This is a genomic window from Serratia sp. NA_13 (genome assembly GCF_052691735.1).
This window is the reverse complement of the sequence record NZ_JBQZFV010000009.1, coordinates 29,010-53,108: the sequence shown is the minus strand read 5'-3', so window position 1 is coordinate 53,108 and position 24,099 is coordinate 29,010. Positions and strand designations below refer to the sequence as shown.

General features: G+C 49.0%; 19 protein-coding genes and 3 pseudogenes. 8 read left to right on the top strand and 14 right to left on the bottom strand.

Going from position 1 to position 24,099, the window contains the following annotated elements; genetic code table 11:
• Positions 1-3: 3 nt before the first annotated feature.
• The 9 genes from tssJ to tssH form a co-directional block, all read right to left on the bottom strand.
• Positions 4-537 (bottom strand): type VI secretion system lipoprotein TssJ, encoded by a 534-nt coding sequence (tssJ, locus tag ACUTSU_RS13920; protein WP_445651735.1) that lies wholly within the window; start codon positions 535-537, stop codon positions 4-6.
• Between the two features lie 153 nt (positions 538-690).
• On the bottom strand, positions 691-1,176 hold the full coding sequence (locus ACUTSU_RS13915; protein WP_445651734.1) for an Hcp family type VI secretion system effector: 486 nt from the start codon (positions 1,174-1,176) through the stop codon (positions 691-693).
• Between the two features lie 182 nt (positions 1,177-1,358).
• A complete protein-coding gene (gene tssC, locus ACUTSU_RS13910; protein WP_445651733.1) occupies positions 1,359-2,858 on the bottom strand; it encodes a type VI secretion system contractile sheath large subunit in 1,500 nt (499 codons plus the stop codon).
• A gap of 15 nt (positions 2,859-2,873) precedes the next feature.
• The gene (gene tssB, locus ACUTSU_RS13905; protein ID WP_445651732.1) at positions 2,874-3,398 is read right to left on the bottom strand and encodes a type VI secretion system contractile sheath small subunit; all 525 of its coding nucleotides are present in this window, start codon (positions 3,396-3,398) and stop codon (positions 2,874-2,876) included.
• A 91-nt stretch (positions 3,399-3,489) separates the two neighbouring features.
• Positions 3,490-3,996, bottom strand: coding sequence for a fimbrial protein (locus ACUTSU_RS13900; protein ID WP_445651873.1), 507 nt, complete (start codon positions 3,994-3,996; stop codon positions 3,490-3,492).
• Positions 3,997-4,067: 71 nt separating this feature from the next.
• A complete protein-coding gene (locus ACUTSU_RS13895; protein WP_445651731.1) occupies positions 4,068-6,713 on the bottom strand; it encodes a fimbria/pilus outer membrane usher protein in 2,646 nt (881 codons plus the stop codon).
• An 84-nt stretch (positions 6,714-6,797) separates the two neighbouring features.
• Positions 6,798-7,565, bottom strand: a complete 768-nt coding sequence (locus ACUTSU_RS13890; protein ID WP_445651730.1) for a fimbria/pilus periplasmic chaperone — start codon at positions 7,563-7,565, stop codon at positions 6,798-6,800.
• A gap of 106 nt (positions 7,566-7,671) precedes the next feature.
• The gene (locus ACUTSU_RS13885; RefSeq protein ID WP_445651729.1) at positions 7,672-8,214 is read right to left on the bottom strand and encodes a fimbrial protein; all 543 of its coding nucleotides are present in this window, start codon (positions 8,212-8,214) and stop codon (positions 7,672-7,674) included.
• A gap of 80 nt (positions 8,215-8,294) precedes the next feature.
• Positions 8,295-11,003, bottom strand: coding sequence for a type VI secretion system ATPase TssH (tssH, locus tag ACUTSU_RS13880; RefSeq protein ID WP_445651728.1), 2,709 nt, complete (start codon positions 11,001-11,003; stop codon positions 8,295-8,297).
• A gap of 395 nt (positions 11,004-11,398) precedes the next feature.
• Here tssH and tssF point away from each other — a divergent pair, with 395 nt between their 5' ends.
• Genes tssF through ACUTSU_RS13845 form a run of 7 tightly spaced genes read left to right on the top strand, consistent with a single transcriptional unit; the run spans position 11,399 to position 20,130 of the window.
• Positions 11,399-13,279, top strand: a complete 1,881-nt coding sequence (gene tssF / locus ACUTSU_RS13875) for a type VI secretion system baseplate subunit TssF (RefSeq protein ID WP_445651727.1) — start codon at positions 11,399-11,401, stop codon at positions 13,277-13,279.
• Positions 13,276-14,295, top strand: a complete 1,020-nt coding sequence (tssG, locus tag ACUTSU_RS13870; protein WP_445654294.1) for a type VI secretion system baseplate subunit TssG — start codon at positions 13,276-13,278, stop codon at positions 14,293-14,295. The genes tssF and tssG overlap by 4 nt, the downstream gene beginning before the upstream one ends.
• 53 nt (positions 14,296-14,348) lie before the next feature.
• Positions 14,349-15,434, top strand: a complete 1,086-nt coding sequence (locus ACUTSU_RS13865) for a type VI secretion system protein TssA (protein ID WP_445651872.1) — start codon at positions 14,349-14,351, stop codon at positions 15,432-15,434.
• Positions 15,435-16,430 (top strand): fimbrial protein, encoded by a 996-nt coding sequence (locus ACUTSU_RS13860; RefSeq protein WP_445654293.1) that lies wholly within the window; start codon positions 15,435-15,437, stop codon positions 16,428-16,430.
• A gap of 13 nt (positions 16,431-16,443) precedes the next feature.
• Positions 16,444-17,802, top strand: coding sequence for a GlcNAc-transferase family protein (locus tag ACUTSU_RS13855; protein ID WP_445651724.1), 1,359 nt, complete (start codon positions 16,444-16,446; stop codon positions 17,800-17,802).
• Positions 17,799-19,625, top strand: a complete 1,827-nt coding sequence (locus ACUTSU_RS13850; RefSeq protein ID WP_445651723.1) for an OmpA family protein — start codon at positions 17,799-17,801, stop codon at positions 19,623-19,625. Before ACUTSU_RS13855 ends, ACUTSU_RS13850 begins: the two co-directional genes overlap by 4 nt.
• Before the next feature lie 13 nt (positions 19,626-19,638).
• A complete protein-coding gene (locus tag ACUTSU_RS13845; protein WP_445651722.1) occupies positions 19,639-20,130 on the top strand; it encodes a DcrB-related protein in 492 nt (163 codons plus the stop codon).
• 69 nt (positions 20,131-20,199) lie between these two features.
• Here the strand turns inward: ACUTSU_RS13845 and ACUTSU_RS13840 are convergent.
• The 3 pseudogenes from ACUTSU_RS13840 to tssB (ACUTSU_RS13830) form a co-directional block, all read right to left on the bottom strand.
• Positions 20,200-20,413 (bottom strand): annotated as a pseudogene (locus tag ACUTSU_RS13840) (IS3 family transposase); the annotation flags it as partial.
• A 157-nt stretch (positions 20,414-20,570) separates the two neighbouring features.
• Positions 20,571-20,789: pseudogene (locus ACUTSU_RS13835) on the bottom strand (type VI secretion system contractile sheath large subunit); the annotation flags it as partial.
• Positions 20,790-20,878: 89 nt separating this feature from the next.
• Positions 20,879-21,205 (bottom strand): annotated as a pseudogene (gene tssB, locus ACUTSU_RS13830) (type VI secretion system contractile sheath small subunit); the annotation flags it as partial.
• Between the two features lie 890 nt (positions 21,206-22,095).
• On the opposite strand from tssB (ACUTSU_RS13830), the gene ACUTSU_RS13825 reads away from it, so the two are divergent.
• Positions 22,096-22,590 (top strand): hypothetical protein, encoded by a 495-nt coding sequence (locus ACUTSU_RS13825; protein ID WP_445651721.1) that lies wholly within the window; start codon positions 22,096-22,098, stop codon positions 22,588-22,590.
• Positions 22,591-22,739: 149 nt separating this feature from the next.
• Here ACUTSU_RS13825 and ACUTSU_RS13820 read toward each other — a convergent pair whose 3' ends face one another.
• Positions 22,740-23,168: an organic hydroperoxide resistance protein gene (locus ACUTSU_RS13820; protein WP_445651720.1), complete on the bottom strand. Its 429-nt coding sequence runs from the start codon at positions 23,166-23,168 to the stop codon at positions 22,740-22,742.
• A 122-nt stretch (positions 23,169-23,290) separates the two neighbouring features.
• Positions 23,291-24,028, bottom strand: a complete 738-nt coding sequence (locus ACUTSU_RS13815) for a DsbA family protein (protein WP_445651719.1) — start codon at positions 24,026-24,028, stop codon at positions 23,291-23,293.
• Positions 24,029-24,099 lie beyond the last annotated feature (71 nt).

The following is a 24,099-nucleotide window of genomic DNA, read 5'->3' as shown; positions in this document are numbered from 1 at the left end:
GATTTAATCCATTTTTTTAATTGTAATTGCTGATTTTTGGAAATGCGCATTCAATTCAAGCGAATCATTGCCAAAAAATCCCCGCCACCACGATTTTTTCTTTTCTGGTAAATCCCAACTCACCAGCCAGATAGAATCGTTAAGATCGCGATATGCACCAATAAAACCCAAAGTTCTGGTATCGCTGTCCGGCTTGATGAAAACAACACGCGACTCTCCAGGTTGGAGTATCGCTTCATAAATCTTTGACGCCGCGACTTGCAGAGGCTTACTGCCACCATCAACAATTTCAAAAAAATCGGCATTCACGAAAACATCGGCTTCCTTTACGTTGAAGATAAAAATATTTAGTGGTGCCGGCTCACCCTTTCCATTGGGGTTGATATCTTTATCTGCAATCAGATTGATTTTAATTTCACCGCCAACTGGTTCAGACCGATTGCTGCCACAGGACGTCAAAACGACTGCCAGTAATATTGCTACCAATCCCTTCAGCGGATCCAGCCGGTATTTTTTTATTTCTGTGCTGAAAAACATATCCCTAACCACGCAACCTATTTTTTCTGAACTGTGTATTCTGAATTGACGACTTAAACAGAGGATAGGGAAACCTGCGGCTTTCCGTATCTAACTACCTAATGGGAGTTTTGCCGCCGAAGCGGCAAAACTCTTTTAGCTTGCCTGGCGATATTAGCTGCGCAGGTTAGCTTTAACATCGTAGCTGGTAGAAATAACGCCAGATTTGGCGCCTTCAGCATTTTGCATCACATAATCTTGAGTCATCTTAGTGAAGGCAAAGGTAACTCTTTCACGCGGACGAGTTTCATCCTCTACGGAACCGGCCGTTTCAACGCAAGTAATAATTACATCAGTGAATTTAATAGTCAGATATTCAAGAGGATCACCGCCCGCTTTACGTACTACGAACTGAATGTCCTTAATGTGTTTACCAGACAGACAGTAGCTCAGCAGATTGGTACTGGCTTTATCGACATAGTGCTCGAAGCAAAAATCTTCTACCGTCGCTTTGCCGGAACCACCACCGGAACCACTGTGCATATTTGAATGCTGAGCGCTGGCCCAACGCCATGAAAGCACCTCGATCTCATTTTTATGAGTAGCATCCAGAGATTCACCTTCGATGCCATCAATTTTAATAAACATATCTTGAGCCATAATATTTCCTTATTTACTTTCATTAAAAATGTCACACAGAGTGCAACAGACCAAACTAAGACAGAGAAAAGTTCTCATCATGAAAAAAAATCTCTGGCCTTTTACAGCGCGCAAGAAATCCCAGCGCAGCCGTATCTATTAAGAAGAATAAAATGAATATTCTTCCGGTTTACTTATCAGAATCAGGCAACATTTTTGAGCGAAGGTAATTTGGCAACCATACGCAGAGAAACGGTCAACCCTTCCAGTTGGAAATGCGGACGCAGGAAGAACTTCGCTTGGTAATACCCCGGGTTGCCCTCAACGTCTTCCACCACCACTTCTGCCGCAGCCAATGGACGACGAGCCTTAGTTTCCTGAGAAGAGTTTGCCGGATCCCCGTCAACGTAATTCATCACCCAGTTATTCAACCAGCGCTGCATATCTTCACGCTCTTTGAAAGAACCGATCTTGTCACGCACAATGCATTTCAGATAATGAGCAAAGCGCGAGCAGGCAAACAGGTACGGTAAACGAGCGGAAAGATTGGCGTTTGCCGTAGCGTCCGGGTCGTAATACTCGGCAGGCTTTTGCAAAGACTGGGCACCAATAAATGCCGCATAGTCTGTATTTTTACGATGGACCAGGGGAATAAAGCCATTCTTGGCCAGTTCCGCTTCCCGACGGTCAGAAATCGCGATTTCAGTCGGGCACTTCATATCCACGCCGCCATCATCGGTCGGGAAAGTATGGCAGGGAAGGTCTTCCACCACACCGCCGCTCTCAACGCCGCGAATCATGGTGCACCAGCCGTAATTTTTGAATGAACGGTTGATGTTTACCGCCATTGCATATGCCGCATTAGACCAAACATATTTGCTGTGATCCGCGCCGTCAGTCGTTTCTTCAAAATTGAAGTCATCAACAGGATTATGCTTGATTCCATACGGCAGGCGAGCGAGGAAACGCGGCATCGCCAAACCGATATAACGAGAATCCTCAGACTGACGCAGCGAATTCCAAGCCGCATATTCCAGGTTTTGAGTAAAGATTTTCGTCAAATCACGCGGGTTGGCCAACTCTTGCCAAGAATCCATCTGCATTACGGACGGCGCGGCACCAGTGATAAATGGCATATGAGCAGAAGCCGCAACCTTACCCATCGAAGACAGCAGATCCACATCCTGTGCACTGTGATCGAAGTGATAATCTGCCACCAGACAGCCATAAGGTTCACCGCCGAGCTGACCATACTCCTCTTCATAGATTTGCTTAAATAGCGGGCTCTGATCCCAGGCGATGCCTTTGTAACGTTTCATGTTGCGTCGCAGGTCATTTTTTGAAATGTCCATAAAACGCAGCTTCAGCTTTTCATCGGTTTCAGTGTTATAGACCAGATAGTGCAAACCACGCCACGCACTTTCCAGACGCTGAAATTCTTCGTGATGAAGGATCAGGTTTATTTGTTCGGAAAGCTTGAGATCAATTTCCGCAATGATCGCCGCGATGTTTTTATATGCGTCATCGGCCATCGTGATCGAGGAGTTCAATGCCTGTTCGGCAAGGGTCTTCACCGCGATTTCAACCGCCGTTTTCGCCTGATCTGATTTCGGCTTAAACTCACGGGTCAGCAAAGCATTAAAATCATTTTGCGTTCCGGCCTGAGTCATAGCCTGTTTATTTGATTCTGCTTGAGTTGCCATAGTTCTCTCTCTACATCACTTTTGGGACGCGGCTTCATCAGCCTGTTTTGGCTTGGGAGCTGAAGCCAGAGTATTCAGCAGCGACTTGTCGTTAAGCACTTTCATAACCAGACTTTCCGCGCCTGCTTTGCCATCCATATAGGTTTGCAGGTTGGCAAGCTGGGTCCGTGCCTCAAGTAACTGCGATAATGAATCGACTTTGCGGGCAATAGCGTCGGGAGCAAAATCATCCATGCTCTCGAAGGTCATATCGACCATCAGTTGCCCTTCTCCCGTCAAGGTGTTAGGTACTGCAAACGCCACGCGCGGCCGCATTCCCTTCATACGTTCGTCGAAGTTATCGATATCGATGCTCAGGAACTTCCTGTCGGTAACGGGAGGCAATGGCTCCAACGGTTTACCGGACAAGTCGGCCAGCACGCCCATAACAAACGGCAGTTCTATTTTCTTTTCACTGCCATAAATCTCCACGTCATACTCAATCTGTACACGTGGCGCACGGTTACGTGCGATAAATTTTTGCGAATTGCTTTTGCTCATAGTAGTCAACACTCTTTAATAACCGTTTATGGATAAACCGTCGTTCGCCTGATGGTTAACGTTCAGATAATTAGGCAGCCTTGCCTCCCTGTTATTTATAAACAAGCTCAACCCTTGCTACAGAATGAACTTTCCCAGCAGTAACGGCTGAGTCCCCCTTTGCATAATAACTCGCTGTAAATCTGTGACTTAATGATTCAGCAGCAGAAGAAATAACATAATCCTGCCCTGTTGTAGCATTATCAATAATAACTTGAGAGTTATTTTCTTTTCGTAACCGAATTTGCACGTTGCGACTGAAAAGAACACCTGCATCATTAACTAAATTTCCCGTTTCCGTATCTGAACCAGAAACGCTGCTGTTAAAAAATACCGTCACGGTTCGGCTGGCAGGACAATCTTTCAATGTAATATCAAAAGGCACACTTCCCGCTTCACTGCCATTTTTTTTGAGAGCCCCTACCGCTATCCGGGGTAAGGTAACAACCTCATTAATGCCGGCGTTATTAATTACCACGTTACAAGTTTCGTCGATATATTTACCTGTAAAGTAAACGTCTATTGAGCAATTTGTCGAGCAGGCCATCGCCGTTAACATCGATTGAATCGCAATAAACACCGTATATAAAGCAATACGGATAGACTTCATACCCGGAGTGATAATAATAGTTAATGACATAAAACCTCTACCTGGGTAATAGCACCAGAAGCGCTCTTGATTTTATGGGAAATATCGTCATCCGAATAAATGGTACAAAGGCGTACTCCAGATGAATCTTTCACGTACAGGTTATTATTCTGTGCTTGCCAACCGCGAACAAATGCCATCCCCCCTTGCCCGATAATGCCAATATTGTTGTTGCCTTCATCAACCATATTCATACCAATCGGCAACGGTTTACCTTGCTTGTCATGCACCACCAGCACGACAGGATCGCCAACCATTGTTTTCACATCGATTTTTAGTGCCGCTCCCAGGCGCGGAATGACGATACTTTCGCTTTCCAATACATCAACAGTATCTGGCAGCCCCTGGGTGTTCACCGCGACGGTATTCTCGCGATAAGGCGTCAGGGATGGCACGATGGCATAACCATTCGAATCAATTCTTGCACCATAACCGTTGAGTATTCTGGCACCTTCAGCACCCGGCGCATTGACCAGCGCAAATGGATAGTCACCCAAACGCGGTCCTGCGGTTATGCCACCACCATGCGCCACCAAGCTCCCGTTCGCCGAGAATGAAAGCTGACGCGATTTATTACCTACCGAAGCGGTAGAGCCAAACTCTCCCATCGGGGAGTTGTAGTGTATGTTGCCGTTAAAAACGGTTTGGGAAGAATCATTCTTCGCTCTGGAAACCGAAGTCCCGATACCATAGTTCAGCTCGTTTTGCTCGCCTTGGCTACCAATAGCGTTTGCTTGAATCGAACCGGCGCCATCGTTGTCGTGGGAGACGGAAGAATAAAGCGAGCTAAATACAGGTTTCTCCGTAATGTTGTTTTGCCCCAGAGGAACGCTAAAGGACAGCATAACGCTATTCACATTCCGTTCTTCGCTGCTATAGGATCGCGAGGCCGAAATTCCCCAAGAGAAATAGCGCTCGGACTTGTTATACGAAAGCTGGTACTGGCTGGTCGATGAGCGGCCCCCCCAGTAATTGTAAAAATTGCCGGTTAAATTTAGCCTTCCACCATTCCATAGCGGCTGACCGACATTAATGGTAAAACGCTGCCGGGTACGATAATCCACCATATAGCGATCGTTCTTTTCGCCATACCTGTCCAACGCCGCATCTCGCAGGCTGTAAAACCCGCTCGATGAATAGCGATAAGCCGCCAAAGTGACGTCCGTTGAGGTTGAATCCACATATTTGCTAAACCCGACATTGAAACTATTACCTGTAGAAACCTTGCCATTTTTCAGTTCGCTGCGCGCCCTGGTAACATCTACCGATACGCCGCCTAGTGGCGTATTAAACGCATTCCCCAACCCCAACGCGGCGTAATTGTCAGAAAGCTGGCCACCGCCATACAGCGTATACATATTGCCGATGCCGTACTGATAAAAGCCCTCCGCCAGCCCAGGTTTTTCCAATAACGAATCATCCTGCAGCTTGCCTACCGTAATGCCAAAACGGGAAACACCAGCATGCAGCAACATGGGGGGAGCCGAGAAAGGCACCACCTGAGTTTTCTGCCGGCCATCAGCTTCTGTCACCGTTACCAGCAGATCGCCACCGTAACCCATTGCGCCAATATCGCTGATTTCAAAGGGCCCCGGTGGCACCGTAGTTTCATAAAGGGTTCGGCCACGCTGAGTTACCAACACTTTCGCGTTGCTGTCGGCCACACCGCGCACTAAAGGCGTGTAGTACCGCAGCCCTTCCGGCAGCATGAGTTCGTCAGACTGCAATTGAATGCCCCGTACGGTCATACTGTCAAACAGATTACCGCTGGTCGTGCTGTCACCAAGTGTTAACCGGCTTTTCAGTACCGGTACGTCTCTCTGCAGGTAGGTGAACAAGGATTGAGTATGGGCCGAAGAACCGCTGCTCCAATTGGTGTTGATGCGTTTGCGCAAACGCCAAGCAGAAAAGTTCAGACCCGCCATCGCCCCTAAACTACCGCTAACAGCATGTTCATCATTGCCTTTAAAGAAACTACTGGTTGACTGCTGAACGTAAAAGTTAGAGTTATAATCTAACAGCCCTATCGTCACACCAGAGTCCCAAGAACTCGGATCGATATAACCACGCGGATACTGCACCACATAAGCCTGGGGGACCACCAGGTCGAGATAAAAATCCCCAGAGTCATAATTGGCCTTAGCACCAGCAATCCACTTACCAATCATGGCACACTGCGCTTTTTCCTTAATTCCGCTTTTATCCGTCCTCTTTGCCATTGAAACATCTGTTACCTTGAGGCCCAGACTGGTCAGTTCGTGTTGATTAAAGCAAGGCTGGGCACCAATTTGACCTTCAACTTGCCTGAATACCACTTTACGCTGCCCCCGATTTTCACCATTGACGGCAACCGAGACCGTATATTCACCGGCTAAACTTGGATTCCCCTGATAATATTGAGAAATGTCGACGCTGAGGCCGTGGATAAACGCACCATTAAACTTCACATTTTCAGGTTGCGTATTATTTTCAAGTATTTCCGGTACATTAGCGGAATTACCCTGAGCAAATACAGAAAAACTGATCCCTAAAGAAGTAATAAGGACACGTCGGATCGCATGCGTTAACTTAGATACACACATTGCTTGTCGCGCATATTTTTTTATTTCTTTCGGTTGCACGTCCATGTCTCCTGAACACAAGGTGTGAATGCCAGAGCGATAATCAAAAACCGTTCCTACCTGAACGAAGAATCACCACTATTTTGCACACTATTCTTCTTTTATGGTTAATCTCTTTCCTGATGCAGGAATTAATTGATACTCAACCACACTGCCATAATCGCTAAGCATATTAATATTCACACCATTCGCAGTCACTGGTGCATTATTTTTATTTTCCAGTAAAAAATCTTTACTGCCAAAAGGTGGAATCATATCAACGTTCAGAGGATATTTAATAGCACCAGAGATTATTGATGCCGAATCGAACGAGTAATAATACGGCGTAGGATTGGTTACTTTAATGCCTTTCGCCGGGCTGATAATTTCCCAGTGTAACTTGCCAACTTCATTCGTACTGCTGCTTTTTAGCACGCTTGGCCGATAAAAAATTTTAATACGCGTTCTGAATGCCAGCTCAAGGTGATCGGTTTCCTTCGCCGTCTCTTGCATCGGCGGTACTTCCAGCAAATTAAACCAAAATACGGACTCTCGATCCTGCGGTAAAGCCATACCGTTGTAAATAAGGCGTATGCTTTGCCCTTTTCCTGGTTCAACACGATAAATAGGCGGCGTCACGGTAAACGGAACTTTGACGCTATTAATATCATCATTAGCATTACCATCGTCAACCCAAACCTGCGCCAGCAAAGGTATACTTCCCTTATTGGTAGTTCTCACGGTTTGCTCGCGCTCAGCTCCCGGAAAAATAATTCGAGTCCCAGAAATGGTCATGCCGGCAAAAGACATCTGGGTCGTTAATATCAGGCAGAAAAAAGCCTTGGTTAACGTTGAAAAAATTCCACTTTGATATTTCATAACACTACCCTGTGCGCGTTGCATCCCACCTTATAAAAGGTAAAACAGGAACGTTTCTTAATAAGGGGCGATAATTCGCCCCAATGCCAACCTTGAGGCTGATTTATTACGGGTAAGCTAAGGTATAACGCGCTTGCGCATAAACCATACCAGCACCAGTGGCTGCCGTTGCGTAATAACCACCATAGTAGGTCATGGTGGCACTACCTTTATCGTCGACTTTCGCCGCGGTGCCCGTGTCACCCAGTTTCAGTTGTGTCGTCCCATCGGTGTTGTACAGGCGAACCTGAACCTCCGTGGCTTTGGTTTCCGCGCCCTGATACTCGTTTTTTAGGTTCCCTGTTGCGCCATCCAGGCCGCTACTGCCAATAGCTTCAAAATGTGCAGCAACTTGAGTAAGACCCTTCGGGCAGTTTTCAGCCGTCAGTTGGAACATTTTTGAACCGGCTTCTTTCCCATTAGCATTAAGAGTCTGAATAGCAACTTTTGGCAAAGTAACTATGCGGTTTTGAGAGCCATTCTCAATAGAACAGGTCTCAGCAGTCAACTCACCATTAAAGGTTACGGTCCCCTGAGTAACTTCATCCGCAGCCAAGACGGAAGTCGATACCGCAGCCAGCGCGCACAGCGTTAACGTTAATTTACGCATTAATAATTCCCTATATTTATGTTTTTAAATTAAATTCATCGATTAACATATCATTTGATGCTTTCTGATTTTAATTTTAATCACTCTATCGGCAGATCCTCCATTGACATAACAACCTCAATTGCTTTCTCTTGTGAATAAATGACACGAATAATTATTGTTTTATTCTTTTCTGCATCAGCACCTGTCAGGTTTAAAACGGTAACGCCAATTTTTGGCAGAATATTTTTCTCGATAAAACGGATTAACATCCTGGCCCCAGTTTCAGCTACCGGACATTGCTCAACCACGTGCTGAACCAATTCTTCGCTGAAGGTCAGCGCAATACCATAATTCGCTTTTGCCCGCTCAGCGATACGGTTCAGGTGAATGTTGACAATCTGCCGCAACGAGGCAGTCTCCAACGGGAAATACGGTATGACAGTGACCCGCCCCAAGAAAGCGGCGGGGAATACTTTCAGCAATGCCGGCTGCAATAACGTTAATAAGCGGTCTTCATCCGGCATCGTTTCCGGATCCGCGCAGGCGCTGCTGATTATTTCACTACCTGTATTGCTGGTAAGTAAAATAACGGTATTGCGGAAATCGATATGGCGACCTTCACCGTCCTCCATCGAGCCTTTATCGAAGACCTGGAAGAACAGCTCGTGCACATCCGAATGCGCTTTTTCCACTTCATCGAGCAGAATAACGCTATAAGGTTTACGCCGAACCGCTTCGGTTAATACGCCGCCTTCCCCGTAGCCCACATAGCCTGGCGGAGACCCCTTCAGCGAAGAAACAGTATGCGCTTCCTGATATTCGCTCATATTGATGGTGATAAGATTCTGCTCGCCGCCATAAAGCTGGCTGGCGATCGCCAATGCGGTTTCTGTTTTGCCGACACCAGAAGGCCCCACCAGCATAAAGACGCCAAACGGTTTTTGCGGGTCAGCCAGGCCAGCACGCGCAGTCTGAATGCTCTGGCTTAGGCAAGTCAGCGCATATTGCTGACCAATCACTCTTTCAGAGAGGCGCTGCGGCAGCTCCATTACTGCACTAACATCATCCTTAAGTACCTGCCCTACCGGTATTCCGGTCCAGTTCGCTACGATAGAGGCAACCACACCGGCATTCACTTCAGCCTGCACAAGCGGCTGCTCACCGCGAATTTTTCTCAGCGTTTCCTCTAATTCATTCAAACGCGCCTGTAAATACTCGACTTTTTCTGCTTTCGGGACCTGAGATTCTTCCACCGCAGCGGCCAAAAGTTGCTGACGCGTATCGATGATGCTGGCAACCAGCTCGCATTCCTGCGCCCAACGGCGATCGAGAAGCTTCGCCCCTTCAGCATGCTCAGCGATGGAATTCTGAATAGACTGGACGCGTTCACCGTCTTCTTTACCAAAACCGATCGCTTTTTCGAGCAAAGACAATTCCGTCTGCGCCGACTGGCTGCGGAATTTCAGTATTTGCAATTCTTCCGGCGGAGCATGCTGCGCAACGGCAACCCTGGCACAAGCGGTATCCAGCAGGCTAATCGCCTTATCAGGCAATTGACGGGCAGGAATATAACGATGAGAAAGGCGCACAGCCGCTCGTATCGCCTCGTCCATGATCCAGACGCCATGATGCTTCTCCAGCACCGGCAGTAGCCCGCGCAGCATGGCGATAGCCAGCTCTTCGGAAGGCTCTTCAACTTGAAGCACCTGGAAGCGACGCGTCAGAGCCGGATCTTTTTCAATGTGGCGCTTGAATTCGCTCCACGTAGTGGCACCGATCGTACGCAACTGACCACGCGCCAACATGGGTTTCATTAGATTGGCGGCATCGCCCGTACCGGCATTACCGCCCGCACCAACCAGCGTATGTACTTCATCAATAAACAAAATCACCGGCTCGGCGGAATTGACGGCTTCTTCCAGGACCGCTTTTAAACGCGCTTCGAATTCGCCTTTCATGCTGGCACCCGCAGAAAGCGCAACGACATCCAGCGCCAATAGGCGGACGTTCTCAAGCGAAGGCGGCACTTCACCGGCAACGATAGCCAACGCCAGGCCTTCCACCACGGCAGTCTTACCTACACCGGCCTCACCGGTCAGCAATGGATTGTTCTGCCGACGGCGCAGCAAGATATCTACCAGGGTATTTATCTCTTTATCGCGCCCCAAAACCGGATCAATTTTTCCCTCACGCGCCAGTGCCGTCAGATCCGTCGAATACTGCGACAGGCCGCCCCCCTGTGCTGATCCCAATGCATTACTGGCTTCGCCAGGAACGCCAGCTTCGCCTGGAATAACCGCGCCGCCGGTCAAATCGCCTTCTTCGGCCGAATCGCGAATGATATAACCGAGATCTTTGCTTAAATGCTCCAGCGGGATCTTTTCGAACGCCGGGGAAATGGCAAACAGCGCACGGCGTAATTCCATGGTGGTGAGCAACGCAATAAGCAAGTGACCACTGCGGATGCAATTATTGTGGCATTCCAGACTGGCAAATACCCACGAACGCTCGATGGCCAGTTCGATATGGTATGAGAAATCGGAGATAGAGCTCGCACCTGCCGGTAGACGCGTTAATGCCTGCGCGAAATCACGCTCCAGCATTTCGGCGTCCACTTCAAAGTGCCGAATGATATGCTTGATATCACTATCTTGCTGTTGATATATCTGATTTAGCCAGTGCACCAACTCAACGTAAGGATTACCACGCAGTTTGCACAACGTAGTCGCACTCTCTACGCTTTTAAACAAACTAGTATTTAGCTTGCCGAATAGGTTTTTTCTGGTTATCGCCACGATAAAACTCACCCTGTTTTAATTCTTCCATAGTGGATCTGAGAACCGTTTTGGTTACAAAAATCCGGCGTAACGGTACGCTGCTTTGTAAGAATTCTAATTAAAAAAATTGAAATAAAAACCCTAAAACGCGACGCATAACAATTTTGAGAATTAAGCCCGGAAGTTATTCTTAGTCTTAATCATTAATCTTTATTTTTTAAGAATAAAGCCCGAGGCGCATTCTTAAAATAGCAACTGGGATTAATAATACCATCGTAAAAAAAAATTAAATTTATAGAATCGCTACCGTTAAAGAGAAAAGTTCAGCAGAAGGCCAGCGGGACACTTTTGATTTAATTTCGGGTATTGTTCTCCTGACCAACAAGAAAAGTTCTTTTTGCCGTTATAAATTGACAGGGTGCTAAGTGGAACACAACTTCCTAGACTACTACAATCGAGAGCTGACATTCGTCAGGGAAATGGCGCAAGAATTTGCCGAACGACATCCTAAAATTGCCGGGCGTTTAGGGATGCACGGCATCGAGGTTGCGGACCCTTACGTGGAGCGTTTGATTGAGGCATTTTGCTTTTTATCTGCCAGAACGCAAATAAAACTTGACGCTGAATTCCCTAAATTCACCCAGCGGTTACTGGATCTTATCTATCCAAACTATAATTCCCCCACCCCCTCTATGGGTGTTGTCCAGCTGAAACCTAATTTGAGCGAGGGGGATTTAACGCATGGCTATAAAATCCCCAAACAAAGCGCTTTCTATAGCAGGATCTTGCCTGGTGAAATGACCCGCTGTGAATTCAGAAATAACCAAGACGTTACCTTATGGCCGCTGGAGATAGCAGAGGTAAGACTGACGTCCGTACCACCGGATATTCCTAATTTGGAAAGTTATCGTCTCAATCATCATCAGTTGAAAGGCGCACTGCGGATAAAACTAAAACTGCAGGGCGACCTTGTTTTTTCTGCGCTAAAAGGGCTGGATAATCTTCCTTTTTATATTCAAGGTGATGAACGCGTTGTGTCTCATACCTTTGAGCTTCTGCACGGCAGCCATGTTGCGACAGTGATCCGCAGTGAGAATAGAGAAAAACCTCAGCATCATGTCATCAACAATCAACCTCTGAAATTCGAAGGCCTGGATCCGGATCAGAGCCTTTTGCCCCTGCAGTGGAATATGTTCCATGGTCACACTCTGATTCAGGAATATATTGCCTGCCGCGAAAGATTTTACTTTTTCTCTCTCACGCAGTTGGGCACGGCATTGGAAGAAAATAATACAAATGAAGTGGAGATTATTATTCTCCTGAATAGATTACCGCAGGATTTAATCGCCCATCTGGACAGCTCACGTTTTTTGCTGTTTTGTACGCCGGTGATTAATCTTTTCCCGAAGAGGGTAGACCGCATCGAAGTCAATCGGGCGCTGAACCACTTTCATATTGTCCCGGACCGTAGCCGCCCGCTCGATTACGAGATTTTTTCCGTTAATAAGGTCCTTGGTTTGCAGGCAGAAACCAGTGAGGAGCTGACATTTAACCCGCTTTATCAGACCCGGCACAGCGACACCGGCAATTTCGGGCGCTACTTCTCGGTAAAGCGTGAAGTCAGAACAAAAGAAAGCCTCAGTCGTAAATACGATACCCGCACGCCTTACAGCGGCACCGAAATTTTTATCTCGCTGGTCGATCAACAAGAAGCGCCCTACGGGGAGCAGATTCGCTATCTATTGGTCGACGCGGTGGTTACTAATCGTGATTTACCCCGTTTGCTAACCAGCACCGGCAGCTTTGATCTCACTATGTCAGATTCCGTTCCCATCCATGGCGCCCGATTCGTAAGCTCGCCAAGCGCCCCGCGCGCGCCGTTCGCCTTAGGCGAGTCGGCATGGCGGCTAATTCGCCAGCTTAGCTTTAACTACCTGCCATTATCTGACATGGACCATGCTCAGGGGGGCGAGTCGCTGCGTAATATGTTGCGGCTTTTCACTACCGCAGCCGATCTGGATTCCGTAGCGCAGATTAACAGCCTGGTAGGGTGCAAAACCGAACCCGTGGTTCGCCGTCTGTCGAATGAAGGGCTGCTGGTTTACGGACGCGGAGTTTGCTGCAGCTTGACCGTAGACGAAGAGGGTTTTTCCGGAGTCAGCCCCTATCTCTTTGGCCTGATAATGGAAAACTATCTGGCGCGCCACGCCGCCATCAACATCTTTACGGAGACTGAACTGCATTCAATGCAGCGTGGTTTAATCGCGCGCTGGAAAGCGCGGCCAGGCAGGCGAGGTGCGCTATGAATCATCGCGACGCCTCCCGGCAACCTGCAAATCTGGACAACTGGTACGACATCGATAAACCCTGGGAAGCCGGTTTTATCAGCATAATGCGGGCTATTGCGGCCCGCACGCCAGACTCTCCACCGCCGGGCAAGGCAACGCTGCCTTCACAAGAAAGCTTTCGACTTGGGCAGGTTGCCAGTATGGCATTCTCGCCACGTGAAATTTCCGCCATTAGCCAACAGGACGAAAAAATCAAGCTCCAGCTATTCGGTTTAGGGATCTGGGGCGCACAAGGCGCCATGCCGCTTCATCTTTCCGAACTGGCCTACTCCCGCTACGAGCAGCACGATCGTACGCTAACCGATTTTGCGGATATTTTTCACCACCGGGCACTCAGCCTGTTTTATCGCGCGTGGTTTTTATCGCAGGACACCGCCTCGCTGGACCGCAAAGACGATGAACGTTTTTCGTTTTATGTCGGTAGTCTGATAGGGCTGGATCCTGCCGAACTCCCCCCTGCGCCGCTTCCGATTCATACCCGGCTGGCCTCTTCTGCACACCTGATTCGAGAAGCGCGCAACCCGGACGGCTTACTGGGCGCAATGCAGTATTACTTCGAAGTGCCGGTCCGTATGGAAGAATTCGAGCTGCAATGGATTTTTCTGGAAAGCAAAGATCAAACCGCGCTAGGCGACGATCACTACGCCACATTGTTAGGCGACGGTGCCATTCTCGGCAACACCGTACTGGACAGGCAATGCAAATTCAAATTGCTGATGGGACCGCTAACGCTGGCCCAGTACACCCAGTTTAGTCCGTGGGGCCGCGATTTGTCGGTACTGCGCGAACTGGTGCGCAGTTTTATTGGTTTTGAATATGCATGGGATGTAGAGCTAGTGCTGGCCGCCGATCAGGTACCGCAGGCCACGCTGGATGGCAGCCATCAACTGGGCTACGCCAGTTGGCTGGAGCGAAACACCTGCGATTCGCCAGTCTCCGGCATGAGCTTCGAACCGGAAATGTATCACCGCTAGCGGCTCCCTACGGGCCGATTACGCAGCCACTCATGGATGAAAGTGAAGTCGCTATGAATCAGACACACAGCCTGAACTGTTCAGATTATTACCAGCACCTTATGCAACCCATTGAGGGTGATGCCCCCTGTGGTGAGAACCTCGATTACGATCCTGCCTTTATCATGCTGCAATCCAAGCTGCAGCCCAAACTTGGCGTTGAGTACGGCAATTTTTTTGAAGCGGCGGAGCCGATTAACTGGACGGAAACCGAGCGTGAATGCCAGACCTTGCTGCAAAAAAGCAAGGACATCAGGCTGATTATCATCCTGATGCGCTGTCAACTACGCAAGATTGGCCTCCCTGCTCTGGCGGAAGGGCTCGAAGCTCTGCATTCCTTGCTTCACGCCTGGCCGGACGATCTCCATCCGCAGCTTTTGGACGAGGGCGAATTTACCCCCGTTCTGCGCGCTAATGCCCTGGCCGAACTGAATGACGTCAATGGTTTATTGGCAGACTTGCGTAACCAACTGTTGCCAAAAGCTGCCGGTCTGCAAGTCACCGTCAAAGAATTCGAGAAAGCGCATCAGATTCCGCGTGAAGAAGGAGCGCTTTCGGATACTGCCGTCGCCGCACTGATCCATGAATGGCACAGCAGCGCCCGCGAAGAGATTCGTCCTTTGAGCCAGGCATATCATTTCATACTTGAAATGAAAAAAGCGCTCTCGGAGATGCTGGCGCAAGAAGCGCCGGAGTTTGACGCTTTGGTCAGTATTCTGAAGTTGTTCTCCGGCGAATTCGGCAGCGAACCGCCTGCTGCGGCGGCTCCCTTTCCTGACTCCATTCCCGCCGCAGTTGGCGGGCAAGACGACTTGCCGGCACCCACCGTTGAAGCGCCCGTCGCTGCTGTGAAGACCGTATCTCCCCAGGTTGAGGCTGCGACATGCACTGTGCCAGAGGTGCAACGCGGCATTGGCAGCCGTATTGATGCGTTGCATCGCCTACAGGAAGTTCGCAGCTGGTTTGCCATGACCGAACCCAGCAGCCCGCTGATTCAGGTATTGAAGTACGCCGAGGATAGCATCGGTAAAAACTTTGCCGACCTCTTAAAAATGTACCCTCCTGAAATCGTTGCAGTGCTGAATCAAGAAAAGGAATAAATGATGTTAAAGATCTCTATCATTATGCTCTCCGCCCTTATTCTGTCGCCCAATGCCGAGGCTGCCTGTAAGCTTGCCCGTGGCTCGCTCACCAAGCTGAGCATTCCTTCGCAGGTAATTCGCATTTCTGCTGATGCCCCGGTCAGTACTTCAAATCCTCTGGCTCAGTTCGATAGCCCGACAACATCGCAGGATATTGGCTTCGATGATTGCATAGCGGGGACACCATACGGTAAACGTACGATAAATCTCCGAAACCAGAACCCGGCGACAAAAATCTTCCCAACCAATATTCCCGGCATCGGAATTAGAGTGCTTGCGAGAGCTGGGGACGCTACCGGCGACTTTCCCTCAAGCGGTGCCGTCACATTTCCTGGTGGCGAACAGATAGGGACATTCGATATCAAGGCAGGGCTTGGTTATCGCATTCAAATTTTTAAAACCGGTAGTCGACTTTCTCTACAGCATGGAGAGAATACTTTCCTACCAGCCGGTCTCATTGCTTATAACTACCTGGGGATAGCGGATCCGGCCTATTTCACCACCGATCTGACCATCGGTGAAATGAAAATTACCAGCACGCCGGCCTGTACCTGTACCTCCGATAAAGCGAAAACCGTCAATTTTAACGATATCACCCCTTCACAGTTAAAAAACGGCGTTACGCGCAAGCTGAATTTCGCCATTGTCTGCAAAAGCGACTTTGGCTCCTATTCGGCCAAAGCATCGATTATTACAGCGACCCCCTCCTCTGATGCCTCGTATATCCGTGCCAAAGATGCGGCAGGCAAACAAGACCGGTTAGGAATAAAAATCACTGATAGTGCCGGTAAGACAATGAAAGTCGACGGCAGCACGTCGGAACAAAAAACCGGTGTCTCCAGTCTTGGACCCGCTGAGTTTGCCTGGAACGCCACACTGTTCGCCAGCAGTCAATCCGCCCCAACAGGGGGAGTTCTCTCCGCTAAAGCGGAAATCGTTTTTGATATTCAGTAATAGGGATTTTTATATGGTTCGGGAAAACAGGGATAACCCAGCAACAATTTTTATCAGCATAGCCAGTTACCGTGATCCGGAATTGCAGTCCACGCTTCAGGATATGCTGCAGCACGCCGCACATCCTGAAAATCTGCATATCGCCATTTGCTGGCAGGATAACGAAGAACGGGATGTTTTCGAACAGACTGGGCTGGAACCGATAGGCAAGCGGTTCGTCGCGGGCAATGAGGTCTTTGCTTATCGCTATCATCAGGCTCGCATCGATGTTATTAGCATACATTATTACGCCAGCCAAGGAGCCTGTTGGGCACGTAACCTGGCGGAAACGCTATTTGATAATGAAAGCTACTTCCTGCAGATAGACTCCCATTGCCGCTTCATACCCAACTGGGATGAAGAAATGATCGCCATGTTACGACAATTACAAGCAACATCGCCTCTGCCCATTATTTCTTCTTATCCCCCTGCTTATACGCCAGGAGACAATGAAGAAGCGAGCAAGATATCTAGTGTCACCCGCTTACTTTTTCGCGCCTACGAGGACAGGATTCCGATGTTAGGTTCCACGATTTTTGAAGCGACCAAACCGCTCCGAGGCAGCTATCTCGCAGGCGGATTCACCTTTTCCACCGGGAGTTATGTTAAGGCCGTTCCTAACGACCCGCAGATATTCTTCGCTGGTGAAGAAATTGCCATGGCCGTGCGTGCATTCACTCACGGGTACGATATCTATCACCCGCATAAACCGCTGCTCTGGCACTACTATCAACGCGCGGAACACAACAAGATCTGGGGTGATCACACCAATCAGGCTAAGGATGATGGCATGGTTGAAAAAGCGTGGTGGGAATGGGACAACGCCTCGAAAAAACGCGTCAGAACCTTGTTGGGGCTGGAAAGTGATGGGGCTGCCAGTCTGGCTCCCTACACACTGGGCAGTAAGCGAACCCTAAGGCAATTCGAGTATCAAGCAGGGATTTGTCTGGAAAACGGCACAGTCCTACCTGAAGTGATGGGCCCATCATTGATAAATTTTTTTGCTGATCCTCCCATTGACGAGCAGGAATGGCTCAACCGCCAATACGCCTACTACAAGAAAACCATCACACTGAATGCGTCGGAATATAGCACCATTGAACCGGGCATGAGCGACCTGCACTTGAACGTTTATAACAAGGAAAATGTCCTGCTGTATAAGCGCACACTGGGAACCGAGGAATTTGAGACGTTACGGAAAAAATCGCCACATGACGGGCTAACCTTATCAATCGAATTCAAAACTGCCAACACAGTTCACCCCGCCGTCGTACGGTTATGCCCGTGGTCTACGGCGTCAGGCTGGGGTGCTATCACGGAGAAAGCCTGGTGAAAAGCGAAACCTTTTTTTGCAGGCTTATTGGGATCGATACCCTGTTCTCTTTCGACGGGATCATTCCTTCCGCTGCAGATTTTCAGCTCAAGCTAACCTCGTTGATAGAGCAGCTCAATAAAGCCTTGCTGGCGGAAAACCAACTGCCAGCAGAGAGCGAAGCGCTCTGCCAAGCCTTGTGCGGTTATTTCGACATGCGTCTCACCAACGCCCCGCAGAATAACTCCTTATCCTGGCAACGTTATTCATTGATGCACTACTTTTACGGTTACAACGAAAGTCAAGAGGCCCCTTCATTACCCGCTCAGTTGGAGGTTCTCTTGAAGACCGGCAGCGACGTGATTTTCCGCTACGCCTGGAAACTGCTGCTGCTCCTGATGAAGGAAGAAGGGCAAACTGAAACCTTGGTTTCGCTACGCTCAGCTTCCCGTGCCCGTTACTTTTCCCGTGTTCGCCCCCACTTAACGCCACCGGAACCAGAACCCACCCTCTGGGGATCGCAAAACGATACGCTCTCAGATTCGCCGCGCCTGATGGTGTGTGTTATTGGGCCATTTGCCGGCAAATGGTTTAGCCAATCTGATCTTTCCACAAGCAACGACAGCGGGATTGTTTGGGTTGTCGCTGAGCACGCGACGTCACTGGTTAAACGACTCGAGCATTTGAAGGAAAGCTACAGTTCGATGGCTACCCTCGCTTTTTTCCCGCTGCTTGCCGACGGATTTCAAAACAGCGGGATCATGATTGAACAAATTACTGCGTGGCAGTATGCCTTTTCATCTACGCGACTTCCCGATCACTTGCCCTGCATGCTGGGGCTGTATACGCGCCTGAGCCAACAGCGTTATCCACACGATCCCGATAGAGCAATCTGGACCGGAGGTTTAGCGGCTCCTCCCTACGGGGAGCTAAAACTGGAACCCCGCCTTATTGAGCTTATTGACGAGCTTGATGCCAGCGATGATGGCAACGATGTTTACACCATTCAACGACACGCGCTGGGCTCTATGTGCGTAGTCTGGCTTGCCGAAAATCGGATACTGAATGCCCTGCAAACGTTGTTTGACAGCACACAGCTCGATCTCGCCGGCGTTACGCTGGCCGACCACGGGCAAGGATTCACCCGCCACGGCGCATGGTCCCTTTGGCTTGCGGAAAAGTATGGCATTCTGCCAGGCCTTGCTGCCTCCTTAGCTATGCATCCACTCCCTGCCGTCCCCCTTCCGCCTGTGATGACAGAAGATCCTCTTCTACCGACGCCGGTTTTGCCTCTCGCCAAACCTCATCCTCCGCAACGACGCAGAAAAACAGCCTTCACACTGTTGGTGTTATTTGCTTGTGTGGCAGGTGGTTTGGGGTATTACAGTTGGCAATCTGGCGGTGAAATACGTGAGCAGTTGAAACAGTCGGCATTTTTTAACGCGCTGTTCGGAGACTCCAGCCTAAACACTGACGTTGTGCTATTTACTTTGAGCGGCAACACGCCGTTATTCGAAAACGGCAGCAGCAACCTAATGCCCAGCAGCGAAAAACAACTCGCTGAAATCGTACCAAAAATGACGCACATCCCAGGCCAAATGTTCCTCATCATCGGTCATTCTGACAATACCGGTTCCGCCGCTACCAACCTTGCGTTGTCAACCGAACGGGCGCGTGTCGTTCGGGACTGGTTGGTTGAACACAGTGGGTTATCTGTCAACCAATTCCTCATTGAAGGTGCAGGGAACTCACGTCCGGCCGCCAGCAACGCCACCCAAAAAGGACGCGCGCAAAATCGCCGCGTTGAGATTATTCCACTATCTATGCAAAACAATCAGGATTGAGAGAAATTCGCTTATGAGCAAAAAACCTGTGACTTACCCACTTAATGAAGGCACTTTCGTAACACTGGATCCGCAAGAGGATAGGACAATCAATATCCTACGCTATATGGATGACGAGAATACCCCCTACAATATTCTGATTAATCGTGCCATATTGGAAGAAGGTCAAACCGTAGATGATTTTTGTGAAAAGCAATGGGAAAAAATGAAACGTTCCGTCCCAGGATTTGAAGTGGAAGGAAAAAACCTGAAACATGAAATTGGCCCGGCTAAACTACCCGTCCTACAGACTGCCAATAAATTCCTGGAGGACGGCGGCTGGGTTCGGCAGGTCTCGTCCATCATTACGCTGCCTTGGCACCCACAGATAAACCCAGACTCTCGCAAACTGTTGGTGTTTACGTTGGCGGTAAACAATGATTTTACCGAAGCGCAACGCAAGCATTACGTGCGTATTATCAACAGCTTTATCCCTGTAGAAACCCCAATCAGCGTCGAAAGTTGACTCTTCCCTTCGTTCTGCTCCAAGGCCCCATAAAAGGCCTTGGGCATTAATTATTTATATCTCGACAAACTTTAGCAGGCAGTAAATTCGGTGTACACGCTTGTGGTTCCAAACGTGGTCCTGTCTGAGAAGCACCTGAAGAAGCGTCTTAAATCCGCAGCGAGGGTAACATTCAACCGCCTCGGATCACTGCTTCATCACGTCGTGTATAGGGCTGATAACGAAACACCGCCCTGCTCAGCGATAAAGTCCTGCATGCTTGCCGTATGCTCATCGTAAGTGCCCGGGTTTTCCACCCGGTTAAGGTCGGTTCCTGGACACGCTACCGCCCATCGCTGTTTCCCATGAAGGGGACCAGAGCGCATGCGGTCAGGCTGGCAGGCAGATTGTGGTTTTCTTTACTCAATGCCCACCGTGCAGGCACTCAGAAAAAACGGCGGGCACTCCAGGAACACCTGCATCCCCGCCGTTAAACGTTCATCCGCGATCGCATCCGACATCGTCTGCGCGTCCTGCCAGATGTCCAGCGCACTCAGCTCAGAGACCGGGTTCAGGTTGATTTTTTCAAACAGGGACGCGTAAACGCCACCCGCAGCAGGACGTTCCAGCACCACACTCTCACCACCAGCCGCATTCTCATTTTTTACAGACATCAGCATCTTCCTTATTAATCCGTTAAATCATCGTGACCGTTATGGCTGTCTTGGGGCCAAGGCTGAAAGTTCGGCTCAGAGTTCTGCACTTAATGCCGGGAAACCTGCTCAGGAGTGAAATCCTTCATGCTCAGGAAGGTCAGACTGATATTGTCTTCACTACCATCATCGGCAAGCGTGTTTTTAACGGTCAGATTGACTTTTGGGGAATATTTGGAAAGAACTGAATCAAAATTATTTTTGTTCAAGTTAACTTTTTTGCGCTCAGACAATGGTGCAGACTCCTGATCATTACTGAAGTCGCCCGCCACCAGTAATTTCAGAGGGAGCTCAGTTTTCTTGCTCGCGCCCCCCGTATGCAAATCGAGTTTCAGATTAATGCGCGCTTTAGGGATTTCGGACTGAAAGGAAGAGTTAGACATGGCTGTCCCTGTTCTATGGAGTAATAGAAACGGTCAATGCCAGTGAGAAATTAATAAGAAAGGCTTACCCTGCCAGAACAACATCCCTGCTTACGTCATCCAACGTAAATCAAAATCCCGGAACTAAAAAGCGGGTGTATTCCATCCACCAGCATGCCGACACTGTATTTTTGAGTATTTCTCTGAAATAAGAAATTTCAGATAAGACCCAGTAGCCGGAGTGTAGGAACGTTCTCTGCCTGATCGGAAATGAAAAAATGTAACAAAATTTTACAAAGTCAACCTTTAACACCAACAGATCATCTTTCTGATTTATAAGAATTTTCCTTAAAAACCACTTCAATCCATGTGGAATAAGGGTGTTCAGCAAACGATCAATTGAGCTTAGGGAGTATATTTGTACAAAACACCACCAATCACGTGAAATATCTGATTTTGTACTTTTATCAAAAAATGAGAAGCAGGACGTGACTGAGCATGTGAAAAATTGACGACATCTTCGGGTTATCATCATTTCTTATTATTCACTTAAACGAGGCTTATTTGTTTTCGTCAGAAGAAAGGAAATTTCACGACTGCCCTTTACTCAAACCATAGGGCAGGATCGTCTACCGGGGTGGGGCCAGTCCAAACAGGCTATTGAGGTGTCCGGAATTGCTGATCAACTACAGCAATGGTGGGCTGATTTTCTGGGGATCAACAGAGAAGGCATGATTTCTCCGTTTGATTATGCGAAATTGACGTTGCCACGAACCGGATGTGAGCACGCATGGACACCCAGCCGATAAAGACTGGGTGTCTACTCTGACGTTATTTTTTCAGTAAAGGCACCCTAACCCGAGATGATTGAGTGGCAGGGGCAATAAAACAGGTCTAAAAAGGAAAATGAAGTGAAAAAATGGATATTGCACAGACTCGCATTATTACTGTTAGCAGCCCTGCCCTTCTGCAGCGCGCAGGCCGAATTATCAGTCACCGCCCATAACACCGGCGAGTTGGCCGGCACATGGGGGGGCAAAAATTGGTATAACGTTAACGGGCATGCGCTTTGGCGACAGCAGGACGCTGCAGCTATTCAGGTGAGCTGCACGGCCGTGCTGGGCTGCGCGCTGGCAGTCGGCACCGTCGTCGGCGATAAATTCTACCCAAGATACGGGTTTATCCCTGTCGCGAGGGGGATGGCTTGGGAAAAGGCCTACACGCAGTGGATTTACACGCACACGACCGATATGGCCTTTACCTACCCCGAGCCGGCAGAGCGACTTTCCGCGCCCGGGGCCTGCAGCACAGTCGGTTTATACTGGGGTCGCGAGGAAGGCGACGGTTACTCACAGTGGTTGCCTGTCCCCGGCAGCCTTTGTGCGCCTATCAGCGGCCCCCAATAACAGGGTGAGTCGCGTCAGGCCCACCCTCGACTCGCGGGAACCGGTTCAGATGCCTTCCCCGACGGCTCAGAGAAGGAGACCAGGCTATCCCGTCATCAATGGTACAACCCGTCTTCGGTAAAAAATAATCAGACGGGTGACCTCATCTGTCAGGCCACAAGGTGAGTGAGCACCTTAATGTTATCGCGGACGGCATTGGAATAAGGGCAGACGACATGGGCTTCTTCGATCAGCTTTTCCGCCTGTGCGGAAGACATGCCGGGTAATGTCACCCTCAGTTCTGCTTCAATGCCAAAACCGGTGGGTGTCGGCCCTATACCGACAAGACCCTCGACATTAGTACCTGCCGGTAAGGCTATTTTCTGCCGCGCTGCCACATACGTCATCGCGCCAAGAAAGCAGGCTGAATAACCCGCGGCAAAAAGCTCTTCGGGATTGGTTCCCGGTACGCCTGCCCCACCAAGCTGTTTGGGGATGGAAAGGCTGACGTCCAGCACTTTACTTTCAGACCAGGCGCGACCATCGCGGCCCCCCGTTGCAGTGGCTTTTGCTGTATATTTTACATCTTCAACTTTCATGGTTTTCTCTCTATGTCTGAAATAATGTGCAGATAAATGTGGTTTTTCCGCCCATGCCAACCGTTTGACAGAAAAATTGCAGGCTGGCCATACTTTTGCTAACGCATTCAACCTCGGGCAATTCAGGCACTTTTTCCTGCCCCGTCCTGACCATAGACGACTTTATTAAACAGGCCTTCAAGATTTTCAGGCGGCAGATATCCATTGATGAACGTGCTTAATCTGCCATTTCTCCTGAAACAGACTGTCGGAAATGATTGCACGCCTGATATTCTGCAGAACCTAAACTGTGCCTGTGTAGCAGACTTGATTTCATTACTTTCAAACCAGGAAATAAAATCCTCAACCGGAATGGAATGTAACTCACACAAACTTCTGTAGAACTCTTTTTCCTTGGGATCCTCACCAGAAACATAAAACTTTTCCTGAATGCTGCGAAAAAAAGATAGCTTCTTACTTTCTCCAATAAAAATCCCGGCGGTGATGACGGCCCGGCAGGCCGGCTCTGTGTCATAATTGAAGGAATGCCTATCAAGTAGTGTGTAGCTGAAAGGCTTTCCTGTTTTTAACGCGATATAAGCCCATTCATTTCTGAGAAATTCCGTAAATTCCGGCCCCCACAGATCCCCCCCTCCGGCCCGCAATCCTCCTGTTATCACGTTGAAGCCGATGTCGTTTTTTTCACACAGGTTTTCCAGCGCAGAAAACGTATCAGACCCACCCCAGCACCACGAACACATTGGATCGCCGAAATAATAAAATGAAATATCCTCTTTATTCCCGACATCCGAAAATAAATGGGCGTTGATATCAGGCACACTCTCGGCCAAACAAATACCTTTTTCATTTTCGCATTTCATTGTTGTCTCCTGTTAATTAGTATGCGGGTATCTTATCAACCGCCCGGTCAGGTACAATGCGCTGTATCCCA

Bases quoted from the DNA above. Each gene is read 5' to 3' on its own strand.
- tssJ (WP_445651735.1), bottom strand. From the start codon at position 537: ATGTTTTTCAGCACAGAAATAAAAAAATACCGGCTGGATCCGCTGAAG.
- ACUTSU_RS13915 (WP_445651734.1), bottom strand. From the start codon at position 1,176: ATGGCTCAAGATATGTTTATTAAAATTGATGGCATCGAAGGTGAATCT.
- tssC (WP_445651733.1), bottom strand. From the start codon at position 2,858: ATGGCAACTCAAGCAGAATCAAATAAACAGGCTATGACTCAGGCCGGA.
- tssB (WP_445651732.1), bottom strand. From the start codon at position 3,398: ATGAGCAAAAGCAATTCGCAAAAATTTATCGCACGTAACCGTGCGCCA.
- ACUTSU_RS13900 (WP_445651873.1), bottom strand. From the start codon at position 3,996: ATGTTAACGGCGATGGCCTGCTCGACAAATTGCTCAATAGACGTTTAC.
- ACUTSU_RS13895 (WP_445651731.1), bottom strand. From the start codon at position 6,713: ATGGACGTGCAACCGAAAGAAATAAAAAAATATGCGCGACAAGCAATG.
- ACUTSU_RS13890 (WP_445651730.1), bottom strand. From the start codon at position 7,565: ATGAAATATCAAAGTGGAATTTTTTCAACGTTAACCAAGGCTTTTTTC.
- ACUTSU_RS13885 (WP_445651729.1), bottom strand. From the start codon at position 8,214: ATGCGTAAATTAACGTTAACGCTGTGCGCGCTGGCTGCGGTATCGACT.
- tssG (WP_445654294.1), top strand. From the start codon at position 13,276: ATGAATCATCGCGACGCCTCCCGGCAACCTGCAAATCTGGACAACTGG.
- ACUTSU_RS13865 (WP_445651872.1), top strand. From the start codon at position 14,349: ATGAATCAGACACACAGCCTGAACTGTTCAGATTATTACCAGCACCTT.
- ACUTSU_RS13860 (WP_445654293.1), top strand. From the start codon at position 15,435: ATGATGTTAAAGATCTCTATCATTATGCTCTCCGCCCTTATTCTGTCG.
- ACUTSU_RS13855 (WP_445651724.1), top strand. From the start codon at position 16,444: ATGGTTCGGGAAAACAGGGATAACCCAGCAACAATTTTTATCAGCATA.
- ACUTSU_RS13845 (WP_445651722.1), top strand. From the start codon at position 19,639: ATGAGCAAAAAACCTGTGACTTACCCACTTAATGAAGGCACTTTCGTA.
- ACUTSU_RS13820 (WP_445651720.1), bottom strand. From the start codon at position 23,168: ATGAAAGTTGAAGATGTAAAATATACAGCAAAAGCCACTGCAACGGGG.
- ACUTSU_RS13815 (WP_445651719.1), bottom strand. From the start codon at position 24,028: ATGAAATGCGAAAATGAAAAAGGTATTTGTTTGGCCGAGAGTGTGCCT.